The sequence below is a fragment of the Pseudomonas sp. FYR_2 genome (assembly GCF_043106425.1).
GTDB lineage: Bacteria > Pseudomonadota > Gammaproteobacteria > Pseudomonadales > Pseudomonadaceae > Aquipseudomonas > Aquipseudomonas monteilii.
On record NZ_JBICMM010000049.1, the window covers coordinates 1 to 13,352 of the forward strand.

15 protein-coding genes are annotated in these 13,352 nt (G+C 63.9%); 11 read left to right on the forward strand and 4 right to left on the reverse strand.

Features of this window, described 5'->3' with window-relative positions:
• Positions 1-24 precede the first annotated feature (24 nt).
• Genes ACF8R4_RS22330 through ACF8R4_RS22340 form a run of 3 tightly spaced genes read left to right on the forward strand, consistent with a single transcriptional unit; the run spans position 25 to position 2,520 of the window.
• Positions 25-1,302 (forward strand): flavohemoglobin expression-modulating QEGLA motif protein, encoded by a 1,278-nt coding sequence (locus tag ACF8R4_RS22330; protein ID WP_060497368.1) that lies wholly within the window; start codon positions 25-27, stop codon positions 1,300-1,302.
• Entirely contained in the window at positions 1,274-2,197 is a 924-nt protein-coding gene (locus ACF8R4_RS22335) for an alpha/beta hydrolase (protein WP_060497367.1), read from the forward strand. The genes ACF8R4_RS22330 and ACF8R4_RS22335 overlap by 29 nt, the downstream gene beginning before the upstream one ends.
• Positions 2,194-2,520 carry a hypothetical protein gene (locus ACF8R4_RS22340; protein ID WP_392493480.1) on the forward strand — a complete coding sequence of 109 codons (327 nt, stop codon included), beginning with the start codon at positions 2,194-2,196 and terminating at the stop codon, positions 2,518-2,520. The genes ACF8R4_RS22335 and ACF8R4_RS22340 overlap by 4 nt, the downstream gene beginning before the upstream one ends.
• A 134-nt stretch (positions 2,521-2,654) precedes the next feature.
• Here the strand turns inward: ACF8R4_RS22340 and ACF8R4_RS22345 are convergent, their stop codons facing one another.
• The 3 genes from ACF8R4_RS22345 to ACF8R4_RS22355 form a co-directional block, all read right to left on the reverse strand.
• A complete protein-coding gene (locus ACF8R4_RS22345; RefSeq protein ID WP_060497365.1) occupies positions 2,655-3,446 on the reverse strand; it encodes an OmpA family protein in 792 nt (263 codons plus the stop codon).
• Positions 3,447-3,496: 50 nt separating this feature from the next.
• Positions 3,497-3,910 (reverse strand): DUF4398 domain-containing protein, encoded by a 414-nt coding sequence (locus tag ACF8R4_RS22350; RefSeq protein ID WP_060497364.1) that lies wholly within the window; start codon positions 3,908-3,910, stop codon positions 3,497-3,499.
• A 276-nt stretch (positions 3,911-4,186) separates the two neighbouring features.
• On the reverse strand, positions 4,187-4,531 hold the full coding sequence (locus ACF8R4_RS22355; protein WP_060497363.1) for a hypothetical protein: 345 nt from the start codon (positions 4,529-4,531) through the stop codon (positions 4,187-4,189).
• 165 nt (positions 4,532-4,696) lie between these two features.
• Between ACF8R4_RS22355 and ppc the strand changes: the two genes are divergently transcribed.
• From ppc to ACF8R4_RS22390, 7 genes are all read left to right on the forward strand, one after another.
• The gene (gene ppc / locus ACF8R4_RS22360) at positions 4,697-7,324 is read left to right on the forward strand and encodes a phosphoenolpyruvate carboxylase (RefSeq protein ID WP_392493482.1); all 2,628 of its coding nucleotides are present in this window, start codon (positions 4,697-4,699) and stop codon (positions 7,322-7,324) included.
• Between the two features lie 257 nt (positions 7,325-7,581).
• Positions 7,582-8,232, forward strand: coding sequence for an adenylate kinase (gene adk / locus ACF8R4_RS22365; protein WP_016712963.1), 651 nt, complete (start codon positions 7,582-7,584; stop codon positions 8,230-8,232).
• A gap of 91 nt (positions 8,233-8,323) precedes the next feature.
• Positions 8,324-8,998, forward strand: a complete 675-nt coding sequence (gene tsaB, locus ACF8R4_RS22370; RefSeq protein ID WP_060497361.1) for a tRNA (adenosine(37)-N6)-threonylcarbamoyltransferase complex dimerization subunit type 1 TsaB — start codon at positions 8,324-8,326, stop codon at positions 8,996-8,998.
• Between the two features lie 131 nt (positions 8,999-9,129).
• The gene (locus tag ACF8R4_RS22375) at positions 9,130-9,420 is read left to right on the forward strand and encodes a hypothetical protein (RefSeq protein WP_060497360.1); all 291 of its coding nucleotides are present in this window, start codon (positions 9,130-9,132) and stop codon (positions 9,418-9,420) included.
• A gap of 3 nt (positions 9,421-9,423) precedes the next feature.
• A complete protein-coding gene (locus ACF8R4_RS22380) occupies positions 9,424-10,293 on the forward strand; it encodes a DUF72 domain-containing protein (protein WP_104834087.1) in 870 nt (289 codons plus the stop codon).
• Positions 10,294-10,321: 28 nt separating this feature from the next.
• The gene (locus ACF8R4_RS22385; protein WP_200928755.1) at positions 10,322-11,152 is read left to right on the forward strand and encodes an oxaloacetate decarboxylase; all 831 of its coding nucleotides are present in this window, start codon (positions 10,322-10,324) and stop codon (positions 11,150-11,152) included.
• A complete protein-coding gene (locus ACF8R4_RS22390) occupies positions 11,152-11,841 on the forward strand; it encodes an extensin family protein (protein WP_392493484.1) in 690 nt (229 codons plus the stop codon). The genes ACF8R4_RS22385 and ACF8R4_RS22390 overlap by 1 nt, the downstream gene beginning before the upstream one ends.
• Positions 11,842-11,843: 2 nt before the next feature.
• Here the strand turns inward: ACF8R4_RS22390 and ACF8R4_RS22395 are convergent, their stop codons facing one another.
• Entirely contained in the window at positions 11,844-12,464 is a 621-nt protein-coding gene (locus ACF8R4_RS22395; RefSeq protein WP_104834090.1) for an energy transducer TonB, read from the reverse strand.
• 103 nt (positions 12,465-12,567) lie between these two features.
• Between ACF8R4_RS22395 and ACF8R4_RS22400 the strand changes: the two genes are divergently transcribed.
• On the forward strand, positions 12,568-13,344 hold the full coding sequence (locus tag ACF8R4_RS22400; protein WP_060497356.1) for a class I SAM-dependent methyltransferase: 777 nt from the start codon (positions 12,568-12,570) through the stop codon (positions 13,342-13,344).
• Positions 13,345-13,352 lie beyond the last annotated feature (8 nt).

The window sequence follows — 13,352 nt, forward strand, 5'->3', positions numbered from 1 at the left end:
TCGTGTACTAGAAAGGAGTCCCCGGTGGACGAATACCAGCAAACCATCCGCGCTTTGTCCGACCGCATCGTTGCGGCCCAGACCCCGATCCGGGTATTGGACGCGGTGAAATGGGACGACAACATTCGCCAGGGCTTCCTCAAGGCCAAGGGCAAGGAGCCGCCGGCCGTCGACCGCGCTTATTACCAGTCGCGCCCGCTGGCGTTCGACTCCGGGGCGGTCAAGGCCGAGTTCCAGGCCATCGAGCGCGACATCATTCGCCAGCTTGGCCAGTTCAACCCGGTCGGGCAGATCATGAAGCGCATGTGCCGCGAATACCGCATGGTGGTGCGCATGCTCGAAGCGCGTGGCACCGAGGACTTCGGCCTCATCTCTCAGGAACTGTACGGCGCCGCCTCCGATGCCTTCCACGCCGGTGACCCGACCTTGGCCGACCTCGGCCTGATGCTCTCGGATTACCTGAACAACATCGATGGCCGTGGCGATCTCAAGGACGAACCGAAAAACCTCACCGCCAAGGAGGCCGTGGATATCCTCCAGCGCCGGCTGAACAAGGTGTTCGGTGAAGCCGAGGAAACCATTCGGGTATTCGAATCTGACGGGATCGTGGCCGATGCCGCCGCTGGCGCCGACTACATCAAGGTGCGCGCCGATGCCATGTTCAACAGCCGCGATGTGCGTGCCCTGGAAGTGCACGAAGGGCTGGTCCATGTGGGCACCACGCTCAACGGCCTGAACCAGCCGATCTGCACCTTCCTGGCCAAGGGCCCGCCCTCGTCGACGGTAACCCAGGAAGGCCTGGCGATTCTCATGGAGGTCATCGCCTTTGCTTCCTACCCCAGCCGCCTGCGCAAGCTCACCAATCGCACCCGCGCCATCCACATGGTCGAGGAGGGCGCCGATTTTCTCCAGGTGTTCAATTTCTTCCGCGAGCAAGGCTTCGAGATGTCGCAGAGCTACAGCAACGCCAGCCGGGTGTTCCGCGGCTCGGTGCCCAATGGCCTGCCATTCACCAAGGACTTGTCCTACCTCAAAGGCTTCATCATGGTTTACAACTACATTCAGTTGGCCGTGAAGAAGGGCAAGCTCGAACAGATCCCGTTGCTGTTCTGTGGCAAGACCACGCTGGAAGACATGCGCACCTTGCGCCAGTTGGTGGAGGAGGGGCTGGTCGAGCCCCCCAAGTACCTGCCCGAACAGTTCCGCGACCTTAACGCACTGTCGGCCTGGATGTGCTTCTCCAACTTCCTCAACCACCTGAGCCTGGACCGTATTGAAGCCGACTACGCGAACATTCTCTGAGTGCTGCCGCCTGCTGGCGCTTGGCCTGGTCCTGCTGGGCCTTGGCGGCTGCAGCAGCCTGCTGTTCTATCCCGAGCGTGGCCAGGCATTCACCCCCGAACGGGCCAAACTCGACTACCGCGATGTCACCCTTGCCACGTCGGACGGCCTGCGCCTGCACGGCTGGTGGTTGCCGGCCAAGGCGGGTGTCGAGGTGAAGGGCACGGTACTGCATTTGCACGGCAACGGCGGCAACCTGCCTGGGCACCTGGGGGGTAGCTATTGGCTGCCGGAGCAGGGCTACCAGGTGCTGATGATCGATTACCGCGGCTATGGCCTGTCGCAGGGCACACCGTCCCTGCCAGAGGTGTATGAAGACATCGCGGCGGCCATGGCCTGGCTGGACCAGGCACCCGAGGTCAAGGGCAAGCCGTTGGTGCTGCTGGGGCAAAGCCTTGGCGGTGCCATGGCAATCCACTACCTGGCGGCCCATCCCGAGCAGCGCCAGCGCTTCAGCGCCTTGGTGTTCGATGGCGTACCGGCCAGTTACCGTGGGGTGGGGCGCTATGCCCTCAGCACGTCATGGATGACCTGGCCGTTGCAGGTGCCGCTGTCGTGGCTGGTGCCGGACGGCGACAGTGCGATCCGTTCGATCGAGCAGTTGAGCAGCCCGCCCAAGCTATTCTTCCACAGCATCGACGACAACCTGGTGCCGATGGACAACGGCATCCGCCTATACCAGCACGCGCCGCCACCACGAGTCCTGCAACTGACCCGAGGCGGCCATGTGCAGACCTTCGCCGACCCTACCTGGCGCCAGGTGATGCTGCGTTTCCTTGACGACCCCAGCCATTTCAACGGCCTTCGGCGCCTGGCCGAAGTGCCCAATTACCCTGACGAGAAGAACAAGCAATGAGTGAAGAACGCAACGCCATCCCGCTGATCCTGACCGGCGTCGGCAGTATCATCGTGACGGTGGGGGCCTTGTGGTACTACGGTTACCTGCATTTCGCCAAACCCGAGGATGCCCTGTTGTTGCAGGACTTCACCATGCTCAAGACCATTCCGGGCGAGGACTACAAGGTTTCGCTGGACCCGGCGCCGCAAGTGGCCCAGTGCGTCGATGGTGTGCTGGTGCTGTTCGACACCCAGCAGAAAGGCCTGACCGGCGTGCTGGTGGACAACCGCAAGCGTGCGGTGCGCTGCACGGGCGAGGACACCCCGCAGCAGGTGAAGTGAGTGTTCGGCGCAGCATTTTTTGCGCCTGTGAGATCGAGCGCCGCCCGCGTGGCGCTCGATCTCGCTGGCGCCAGAACATTATCGGCGGACAAACAAAAACCCCGCCTAGAGGGCGGGGTCGGGGTTAGCCTGCGTTACTGCTGAACCTGGCTCACCGTACGCGGTGCCACCGGCTGGTTGTCATTGGAGATGGTCACCTCCACCCGGCGGTTCTGCGCCCGGCCCGAATTGCTGCCGTTGTCCGCTACCGGGTACTCCTTACCGTAACCCTGGGCGACGATGCGCGCAGGGTCTACGCCGGCACGCACCAGCGCCATGCGCACGGAACCCGCGCGGCGTTCGGACAGGCTCTGGTTGTAGCTGGCCGAGCCGACGCTGTCGGTGTAGCCCTCGACAATCACCTTGCGCTCAGGGTTTTCCTGAAGGAACTGGGCCAGCTTGGTGATGTTCGGGTAGGCGTTGCTCTTGAGTTCGGCCTTGTTGAAGTCGAACAGCACGTCACCGAAGGTGACCAGCGTACCGCGGTCGGTCTGCTTGGCGTTGAGGCTGTCCTGCAGCTTGGCGATCTGTGCGTCGCGGGCGTCCAGCTTGGCCTGGGCGCGTTGTGCGGCGGCGTTTTTCAGCTCGCCTTCGGCGGTACGCAGGGCGATGGTCTGCTTGGCCACCTCGACACGCTGGTTGGTCAGGTAGGCGAGCTGGTCGACCTTCTTCTGGTCTTCGCGGTCCATGTAGGCCTTGTCAGCCTTGTTCAGCCAGTCCTGGGCGTCCTTGGTCTCCAGCGCCGCCACCTTGCTCGATTGCGGGTCGCTCTGTAGCGAGGAGAAGTTGGTGCGGGCCGCCTCCAGGTTGGCGTTAGGGTCGTGCGAGCAGGCAGCAAGGCCGACGCTCAGGGCCAGCAGGGCGGGAATCATGACGTAATTGCGCATAGTGTTCATCCTTTGATCGTGTGCGAAGGCTAAGGTTGGCGGGGCAGGGCTCACTGAGCGCTGCGCAGGCCTTCCTCACGTACGTCCTGGACACCCTGGCGGGCGTCCTGCACGGCCTTCTGGGCCTTGGCCGCCTGGGCCTTGCGTTCGGCGAGGCGTGCGTCCCACTCGGCTTGCTGGGCCAGCATTTTGGCTTCGTCATACTTTTTGTCGTGCATGGCGATCTCGGCCTGCTTGAACTTGTCCTGGGCCGCTTTCATCTCCACGGCGGCGAACTCGGTACCGCCAGCGCTGACGGCAGCGTTCACGGCGGACTGGGTAACGGCATACTGCTCGGTAGGCGGGTTGCCTGCACAGCCGGCCAGGACCAGGCTACTGCCCAGGGCCAGCGCGGCCAGCTTGAACCCGCGCACGTGAGTGGATGACAGTTTGCTAGTGCGGGTTTTCATGGTGGTCAGCTCCATTGGATCACTCCTGATTACGACGATGTCCGTAGCAGTCCATCGCTCATTCCCTGACAAATCCGTGCGCTTCAGCTGAACGGTGCACAAGGGCAGGTGTGCAGGGTTTTAGCGTGATGGCTATTAGCTCCGACTCGATCGTTTTTCGAATGGTTCAGAAAAAAGTGATCCGCACGAGCAATTATTTCTGACTGATTGGTCAGCGAGCATTTTCTTGAACTTTCGCGGGCGAAAGCGGTATTCCGGGCCTCCAGCAGGCCCGGAACGGTGGCGCGGGGGTTATTTGTCGCTGTCGCCTGCGGTGTTGCTCAGGCTGTGCAGGTGCTGGCGCGAGAGTGACAGAAAGCGTGGGGTAGGCCCCACATCTTCGTACATCGGGTCGCCTTCTTCATCGGTGGCGATGACCTGACGGCCCTGCACATAGGGGAAGCTGGCCTCCACCTCTTCAAGGGCGGCGGCTACCAGTTCGCCGAGCAATTCCTCGGCGGTGCGTTTGGGGTACATGTCGATCAGCGCGGCCAGACGCGCCTCTGACTCCAGGTCAAGGTGCAGGACATGGCCCGTGCGGCTGAGGGGGCCGGCGGCATTCTGTTCCCAGTGCTGGGCGAGTTCACGGATTTTCATGATGACCTCTGGTTACGCCTGCTAAGGCTGCATGGCATGGGAGTGCTATGCCTTCACTTTAGTTTGCTTTGGCCGATCACGGCTTGCCATTGCCGCCAGCCTGGGGGCACTCTTCGGGAGAGCTGTGTACAGGAGTGCGCCAGAGCCGCGCCAAAGAGAGGGCCAATGACCGATATCGATGTGCGTTTGCGTGAAGATGTCCATGTGTTGGGTGAGCTGCTGGGCGAAACCATTCGCCAGCAGCATGGCGATGCGTTCCTGCAGAAGATCGAGGACATCCGCCACAGTGCCAAGGCCGACCGGCGTGGCCCCGGCGAGCAACTGAGCTCGACCCTGGCTGACCTGGCCGAAGAAGACCTGCTGCCCGTGGCCAGGGCGTTCAACCAGTTCCTCAACCTGGCCAACATGGCCGAGCAGTACCAGTTGATCCGCCGTCGAGATGCCGACCAGCCCGAACCCTTCGAGGCCCGTGTGCTGCCCGAGTTGCTGGCGCGCCTGAAGCAGGCCGGGCTTGGCAACGATGCCCTGGCCCGACAACTGGCCAAGCTCGACATCCAGCTGGTACTGACCGCACACCCCACCGAAGTGGCCCGCCGCACCCTGATTCAGAAGTACGACGCCATCGCCGGCCAGCTGGCTGCCCAGGACCACCGCGACCTGACTCCGGCCGAACGCCAGCAGGTACGCGAACGCCTGCGCCGGCTGATTGCCGAGGCCTGGCACACCGAAGAAATCCGCCGCACCCGCCCCACGCCGGTAGACGAAGCCAAGTGGGGCTTTGCCGTGATCGAGCATTCGCTCTGGCACGCCATCCCCAGTCACCTGCGCAAGGTCGATAAAGCGCTGCTGGAGGCCACCGGCCTGCGTCTGCCGCTTGAAGCCGCGCCAATCCGCTTTGCCTCGTGGATGGGCGGTGACCGTGACGGCAACCCCAACGTGACTGCCGCCGTCACCCGCGAAGTGTTGCTGCTGGCCCGCTGGATGGCCGCCGACCTGTTCCTGCGTGACATCGATGCACTGGCTGCGGAGCTGTCCATGCAGCAGGCCAACGAGGCGCTGCGCGAACGGGTTGGCGACAGTGTCGAGCCCTACCGCGCCGTGCTCAAGCAGTTGCGCGACCGGCTACGGGCCACGCGTGCCTGGGCGCATTCGGCATTGACCAGCAGCCAACCGGCCAGCGCCGACGTGCTGGTGGATAACCGCGACCTGATCGCACCGCTGGAGCTGTGCTACCAGTCGCTGCACGAATGCGGCATGGGCGTGATCGCCGAAGGCCCGCTGCTGGACTGCCTGCGCCGCGCCGTGACCTTTGGCCTGTTCCTGGGTCGCCTGGATGTGCGCCAGGACGCCACTCGCCACCGCGACGCACTGACCGAGATCACCGACTACCTGGGCCTGGGGCGCTATGCCGACTGGGATGAAGAGCAGCGCATCGAATTCCTCCAGGCCGAGCTGAAGAACCGTCGGCCCCTGCTACCTGCGCATTTCAAGCCGCAAGCGGATACCGCCGAAGTGCTGGCCACCTGTCGCGAAGTCGCCGCCGCACCCGCTGCCTCCCTGGGCTCCTACGTCATTTCCATGGCCGGTGCCGCTTCGGATGTGCTGGCGGTGCAACTGCTACTGAAGGAAGCCGGCCTTACCCGCCCCATGCGCGTGGTACCGCTGTTCGAAACCCTGGCCGATCTGGACAACGCTGGCCCCGTGATGCAGCGACTGCTCGGCCTACCAGGCTACCGCGCCGGGCTGCGCGGCCCGCAGGAAGTGATGATTGGCTACTCCGACTCGGCCAAGGACGCCGGCACTACGGCGGCGGCCTGGGCGCAGTACCGGGCCCAGGAAAACCTGGTGCGCATTTGTGCCGAACATCAGGTTGAACTGCTGCTGTTCCACGGCCGTGGCGGCACGGTAGGGCGCGGCGGTGGCCCCGCCCACGCGGCGATCCTGTCGCAACCGCCGGGGTCGGTGGCGGGACGTTTCCGCACCACCGAGCAGGGCGAGATGATCCGCTTCAAGTTCGGCTTGCCGGGCATTGCCGAGCAAAACCTCAACCTGTACCTGGCTGCCGTGCTCGAAGCTACGCTGTTGCCACCACCGCCTCCGCAGCCCGCGTGGCGCGAGGTGATGGACCAGCTGGCTGCCGATGGCGTGAAGGCCTACCGCAGCGTGGTGCGGGACAACCCCGACTTTGTCGAATACTTCCGCCAGTCGACGCCAGAGCAAGAGTTGGGGCGCCTGCCACTGGGCAGTCGCCCCGCCAAGCGCCGCGCTGGAGGCATCGAAAGCCTGCGGGCCATCCCGTGGATTTTCGGCTGGACCCAGACGCGCCTGATGCTGCCAGCCTGGTTGGGCTGGGAAACCGCGCTGAGCAACGCATTGGCCCGTGGCCAGGGCGAGCTGCTGGCGCAGATGCGCGAACAGTGGCCGTTCTTCCGCACCCGTATCGACATGCTGGAGATGGTGCTGGCCAAGGCTGATGCGCAAATTGCCGAGGCCTACGACGAACGTCTAGTGCAACCGCACTTGCTTCCTTTAGGTGCACACCTGCGCGACCTATTGTCGCAGTCCTGCGAGGTGGTACTGGGCCTGACCGGGCAGCCGGTGCTACTGGCGCACAGCCCCGAAACGCTGGAATTCATCAGCCTGCGCAACACCTACCTGGACCCGCTGCACCGCCTGCAGGCCGAGTTGCTGGCCCGCTCGCGCAGCCGCGAAGCCGCTCTGGACAGCCCGTTGGAGCAGGCCTTGCTGGTGACCGTGGCGGGCATTGCCGCCGGGCTGCGCAACACCGGCTGAGGGCACGTGCAGGCTGCCGAGTATGTGTGCCGTGCAGAGCCTGCATGGGTAAGGGGAGGGTGGTTGCGCCGGGCGCAACCACCTGCCAGGTCAGCCGCAAGTGGCGCATTCCTGCAACTTTGGGACGCTTGTCTGGCTGCCGGGCGCTGTGTATCTTGAGCAGCCTTCTGACCGATTTTGGGTCATACCCGATTTTCCGGACTTGGCCCTGGTTGCCGAATCCATTGAATTTCATAAAAAAATTTGAGGAGCACAAGATGCGCGTAATTCTGCTGGGAGCTCCCGGGGCCGGTAAAGGTACTCAGGCAAAGTTCATCACCGAAAAGTTCGGTATTCCACAGATCTCCACCGGTGACATGCTGCGTGCCGCTGTCAAGGCCGGCACCCCGCTGGGCCTGGAGCTGAAGAAAGTCATGGATGCCGGCCAGCTGGTCTCCGACGAGCTGATCATCAGCCTGGTCAAGGAGCGCATCGCTCAGCCAGATTGCGCCAACGGCTGCCTGTTCGACGGCTTCCCACGCACCATCCCGCAAGCCGAAGCCATGGTCGCTGCCGGTGTCGACATCGACGCCGTGGTCGAAATTGCCGTGGACGACGAAGAAATCGTTGGCCGCATGGCGGGCCGTCGCGTGCACCTGGCCTCGGGCCGCACCTACCACATTCAGTACAACCCGCCGAAAGTGGAAGGCAAGGACGACGAGACTGGCGAAGACCTGATCCAGCGCGACGACGACAAGGAAGAAACCGTTCGCCATCGCCTGTCGGTCTACCACAGCCAGACCAAGCCGCTGGTGGACTTCTATCAGAAGCTGTCGGCCGCCAACGCCGGCAAGCCGAAGTACAGCCACATCGAAGGTGTCGGCTCGGTTGAAGCCATCACCGCCAAGGTCCTGGCAGCCCTGAGCTGATCCAGCGCCTGACGCCCATCGACAACGGCCCGCTAGCGGGCCGTTGTCGTTTATACTGCCGCTCTTTTCCCTGCTCCTGGATACCTGTTCGATGACCACCCTGCTGGCCCTGGATACCGCCACCGAAGCCTGTTCCGTCGCGCTGCTGCATGACGGCAAGGTAACCAGCCATTACGAGGTGATCCCACGTCAGCACGCGCAGAAGCTGCTGCCGATGATCAAGCAGCTGCTGGCCGAGTCGGGCGTTGCGCTGAATCAACTGGACGCCATCGCCTTTGGCCGCGGCCCGGGCGCCTTCACCGGCGTGCGTATTGCCATTGGCGTGGTACAGGGCCTGGCCTTCGCCCTGGAGCGCCCGGTGCTGCCGGTTTCCAACCTGGCCGCGCTGGCCCAGGGCGCATTGCGCGAGCAGGGCGTGCAGCAGGTGGCAGCCGCCATCGATGCGCGCATGGATGAAGTGTATTGGGGGTGCTACCAGGCCACAGCGGGCGAAATGCGCCTGGTCGGGCATGAGGCGGTGCTGCCGCCCGAGCACGTGGCGCTTCCAGCCGACAGCGCTGGTGAGTGGTTTGGCGCCGGCACCGGTTGGGGCTATGCCGAGCGCCTGGCCGTGCAAGTTGCAGCCAGCAATGCCAGTGCCTTGCCCAATGCACTGGACATCCTCAGCCTGGCAAGCTTTGCCTGGGCCCGTGGCGAGGCAATCGACGCCGACCAAGCGCAACCGGTATACCTGCGCGATAATGTAGCTACGCCGAAGAAGCAGTGAATGCTGTTCGTCGGTTACTGCCGGTGAAAGCAAAACCTTCTGCGCGATCTGTGGTCCAGTTATCACTTAAGCATTAGCGACGGAACTCTGATGCTGTTAGATTGCCATCATTGGTCCTGAGTATTCATGCCATGCGTATCGACGGTTTCTCATCGCAGTCCTACCTGATCAAGCGCACACCGCGCAAGGCAGCGGTGCGTGACGAGGCCATCGACGACGCAGAAGTGATCGAAGACAGCCAGGATGCACCCGTGGAAGCCACCGCCCGCCGTCGCAGCGGTGGCCTGCCGGCCCGCCAGCAGGACATGATCTTTCCCCGCGCCAGAGACCGCCGCACGGCTACCGCACTGGCCAGCTACTTGAGCACTGCAGGTTTTACCGACTGGGACATGGAAGTACTGGGGCTCGACCTGTACATTTGATGGATGAGTCCATCACCACTGCCTTACTTTCTCGGTTGCCCGTCGTGGAGTGAAAACGCCTGGCGGGACTACCTGTACCCCGCCGACGCCAACAGCAATGAGATGCTTGGCCTCTACAGCCAGGTGTTCAACGCTGTCGAGGGCAATACTACCTTCTACGCACGCCCCGCCCCAGGCACCCTTGCCCGCTGGGCGCAGGTGATGCCCGAGCACTTCCGTTTCACTGCCAAGTTTCCGCGGGACATCAGCCACGAGGGCGATCTGCGTGACCAGCTTGAGGCTGCCTTCGATTTCACCCGGCTGATGGCCCCGCTGGGTCAGCGGGTATCGCCATACTGGTTACAGCTTCCGGCCCAGTTCGGCCCATCACGGTTAGGCGAGTTGTGCCATTTCCTTGATGAAATCGGTACGCCGGTGGCCGTGGAAGTTCGCAACCAGGCCTTCTTCGCCAAGGGTGAGGACGAGCGCCTGCTCAACCGCCTGTTGCACGAGCGCGGCGTGGAGCGCATCTGCCTTGACCCGCGTGCGCTGTTCAGTTGCACCTCGCGTGACACGGCCGTTTTGCACGCGCAGTCCAAGAAGCCCAAGGTGCCACCACGCCCCGCAGCCTTCAGCCAGCACCCGCAAGTACGCTTTATCGGTCACCCGGAGCTGGAGGCTAACGAGGCCTTCCTTACCCCTTGGGTAGAAAAGGTCGCCGCCTGGATCGAAGAGGGCCGCAGCCCTTACATCTTCCTTCACACTTCGGACAATCGTCTGGCCGCAGCCCTGGCCCAGCGGTTCCATCAACGCCTGATGGCACGCCTGCCGGGCCTCGCTTCTTTGCCTGAATTGCCGCGCGCGCCCGAGGTCGAACAATTGGGGCTACTCTGACCTTTCCCTGACTGCCGGAGGTTGATTCATGGATGTGCAAACCCTGCGAGCCGAAGCCTTCAAGGCACTGCATGAACGTAATGGCGCGTTCGTCATCCCCAACCCGTGGGATGCCGGCTCCGCCAGGTTGCTGGCCAGCCTGGGCTTCGAGGCGCTGGCCACGACCAGTGCCGGCCTGGCCTTCAGCCTGGGCCGCCCGGATGCCGAAGGTGCCTTGAACCTGGAGGACACCCTGGACAATGCCGGGGAGATTGTCGATGCGACCCCCTTGCCAGTGGCTGCCGACCTGGAAAACGGCTTTGGCGACCTGCCCGAGGATTGCGCCAATACCATCTTGCGTGCCGCTGAAGCGGGCTTGGTGGGCGGCTCCATCGAGGATGCCAGTGGCCGTAGCGAAACGCCCATCTATGACTTTGGCCTGGCGGTGGAGCGCGTTCACGCCGCGGTGCAGGCTGCCCGTAGCCTGCCGTTCCCGTTCACCCTGTGCGCCCGGGCAGAAAACCTGCTGCACGGGCGGATGGACCTGGACGACACCATCAAGCGTTTGCAGGCCTACGCCGAAGCCGGCGCCGATGTGCTTTACGCCCCGGGCCTGCGTACCGCCGAGGAAATTCGCGCGGTGGTGCAGGCCCTGGCGCCGCGCCCGGTGAACGTGTTGATGGGCATGGCAGGCGTGCCGCTGAGCGTGAACCAGTTGCAGGACCTGGGTGTGCGCCGCATCAGTGTCGGCTCGTCGCTGGCTCGCGCCGCCTTGGGGGCGTTCCACCGGGCTGCGCTGGAAATCCGCGATGAGGGTACATTCGGCTACGGGGAGCAGGCACTGCCATTCGCTCAGCTGAACGACCTGTTCCGCCGTTGATGAAGGCCGTGCTGGCGCTGTTGGCCGGCGTGCTGCTGCTGGCCGGCCTGGCCTGGTACTCCGGTTGGCGTCTGCCCGCCGCCTGGAATCCTTGGGCGCCGCTGGACGTACGCCAGCCGCCCAATGTCCTGACCCCTTACAAGCTCGCACGCCTGCGCGATGACCCGGCGCTGTGCCGACAGGCGCTGGAAACCAGCCAGCTGCGTTACCGGGCGCAAGCCGACAGCCCGACTTCCGCCAACTGCCCGCTGCAAAACGTATGGCGCATCGAGGGCGGCCAAGCGCGGCTCAGCAGCAGCTTTCTGGCCAGTTGCCCGCTGGCGGTGGCCTATGCGCTGTTTGAAAACCATGGTCTGCAGCCTGTGGCACAGCGGGTGTTGGGCCAGTCGGTGGCTCAGGTGGATCACTTGGGCAGTTTTGCCTGCCGCAACGTCTACCACCGCAAGCAGGGCCGCTTGAGCCAGCACGCCACAGCCAATGCACTGGATATCAGTGGCTTTCGCCTGCAGGACGGCCAGCGCATTGTGCTGGCCCGTGACTGGCAGGCCGGTGGGCAGAAGGCGGAATTCTTGCGGCAATTGCAGCAGGCGGCCTGCGAGAGCTTCAGCACGGTACTGGGGCCGGGCTACAACGCCGCGCACCACAACCACTTTCATCTGGACATGGGGCGCTGGCAGGTCTGCCGTTAGCCTCAGGCGTGAACGCGCACGTTGTTCAGCACCAACGGGCGTGCCCAGTGGATATCGAACTCCAGGTCGTTCTGCTGCTTGGCCAGGGTTGTGTCATCAAACGGTTCGGGCGCCGGGTCCAGCAGGTCGGTTTCGAATTCGGCGATGGGCAGGAACAATGCGCGCGGGGTAGGGCCTGGGCCGGGTTCGGCAATCGGCTGGCCTTGGCTCATCACCACCGGGCGCATCCAGCTGTTGCTGATATCAAGCTGACGCTGCTGCTCGATCAGTTCCAGGGCACTGAACGGCTCGGGAGCAGGGGGCAGCAGCTTGGCTTCAAGCTCTGCCTTGGGCAGGAACAGCGGTTCGGGCGGGGCCACCTCGGTGTCTTGCACCGGGCAGGCGCGCTGGGCGTCGATCAGCGCCAGTGCGCGGGCGCCGCCGATGGGTTCGCCGCTGTCCTGGTCATACTGCACGAACGACTGGCTGACGCTGTCTACGGGCTCTTCCTGCTGCTCGGCCATGGCCCGGGCAAAAAAGTCCTGCCACAGGTGGCTGACGCCCCCGAGTGCCTGGGTGTTGTGCTGACTGTAGTTGCCGACAGGCGACAAGTAGGTCAAGCCGATGGGAAGAGTATCTGACATGGCAGTCGCGCGCGTTGTGCTCTGGCAGAATAGCGGGATATTGCCTGTATCGGCCGTGGCTGCCGATTCATTAAGGCTTGGTTTGACTTTTTAGGTGTGGACGATGGAAGAGCAAGGCACGGGTATCAGGGTCGAAGCGATGTCGACTGAGTATGCGGAACAGGCCAAGGCGTGGGCCGAGCGTCTAAGCCTGCCGCTACAGGACGATAGCGCCGGCTTCGCCGTGCAGGTGGGCGCCGAGGGTTTGCAGATTCAGCAACTGGGCCCGCAGGCACCGGGGCCGGTGCGGGTGGACTTCGTTGAAGGCCAGGCGGCGCACCGGCGCCAGTTTGGCGGTGGCAACGGGCAGATGATCGCCAAGGCCGTGGGCATTGCCCAAGGCGTGCGGCCGCAGGTGCTGGATGCCACGGCAGGCTTGGGCAAGGACGCATTCGTGCTGGCCAGCCTGGGCTGCCAGATGACCCTGATCGAGCGCCAGCCGCTGATTGCCGCGTTGCTGGAGGATGGCCTTGCGCGAGCCCGTGTGGATGAAGAAGTTGGGCCGATTGTCGGGCGCATGCGCTTGCTGACCGGCAACGCCATCGAGCGCATGCGCAGCTGGGAAGGGGAGGCGCCGCAGGTGATCTACCTCGACCCGATGTTCCCGCACCGGGACAAGAGCGCCTTGGTGAAAAAGGAAATGCGCGTGTTCCGGCCCTTGGTGGGGGATGACCTGGACGCCCCGGCCCTGCTCGAAGCCGCCCTGGCACTGGCCAGCCACCGGGTGGTGGTGAAGCGGCCGCGCAAGGCGCCGATCATTGATGGGCCCAAGCCCAGCCATAGCCTGGAGGGTAAGTCGAGCCGGTATGACATTTACCCGAAGAAGGCGCTGAAGGCCTGATTCTGTTG

Bases quoted from the DNA above. Each gene is read 5' to 3' on its own strand.
- ACF8R4_RS22385 (WP_200928755.1), top strand. From the start codon at position 10,322: ATGGATGTGCAAACCCTGCGAGCCGAAGCCTTCAAGGCACTGCATGAA.
- ACF8R4_RS22345 (WP_060497365.1), bottom strand. From the start codon at position 3,446: ATGCGCAATTACGTCATGATTCCCGCCCTGCTGGCCCTGAGCGTCGGC.
- adk (WP_016712963.1), top strand. From the start codon at position 7,582: ATGCGCGTAATTCTGCTGGGAGCTCCCGGGGCCGGTAAAGGTACTCAG.
- ACF8R4_RS22355 (WP_060497363.1), bottom strand. From the start codon at position 4,531: ATGAAAATCCGTGAACTCGCCCAGCACTGGGAACAGAATGCCGCCGGC.
- ppc (WP_392493482.1), top strand. From the start codon at position 4,697: ATGACCGATATCGATGTGCGTTTGCGTGAAGATGTCCATGTGTTGGGT.
- ACF8R4_RS22390 (WP_392493484.1), top strand. From the start codon at position 11,152: ATGAAGGCCGTGCTGGCGCTGTTGGCCGGCGTGCTGCTGCTGGCCGGC.
- tsaB (WP_060497361.1), top strand. From the start codon at position 8,324: ATGACCACCCTGCTGGCCCTGGATACCGCCACCGAAGCCTGTTCCGTC.
- ACF8R4_RS22395 (WP_104834090.1), bottom strand. From the start codon at position 12,464: ATGTCAGATACTCTTCCCATCGGCTTGACCTACTTGTCGCCTGTCGGC.
- ACF8R4_RS22340 (WP_392493480.1), top strand. From the start codon at position 2,194: ATGAGTGAAGAACGCAACGCCATCCCGCTGATCCTGACCGGCGTCGGC.
- ACF8R4_RS22375 (WP_060497360.1), top strand. From the start codon at position 9,130: ATGCGTATCGACGGTTTCTCATCGCAGTCCTACCTGATCAAGCGCACA.
- ACF8R4_RS22380 (WP_104834087.1), top strand. From the start codon at position 9,424: ATGAGTCCATCACCACTGCCTTACTTTCTCGGTTGCCCGTCGTGGAGT.
- ACF8R4_RS22400 (WP_060497356.1), top strand. From the start codon at position 12,568: ATGGAAGAGCAAGGCACGGGTATCAGGGTCGAAGCGATGTCGACTGAG.
- ACF8R4_RS22350 (WP_060497364.1), bottom strand. From the start codon at position 3,910: ATGGAGCTGACCACCATGAAAACCCGCACTAGCAAACTGTCATCCACT.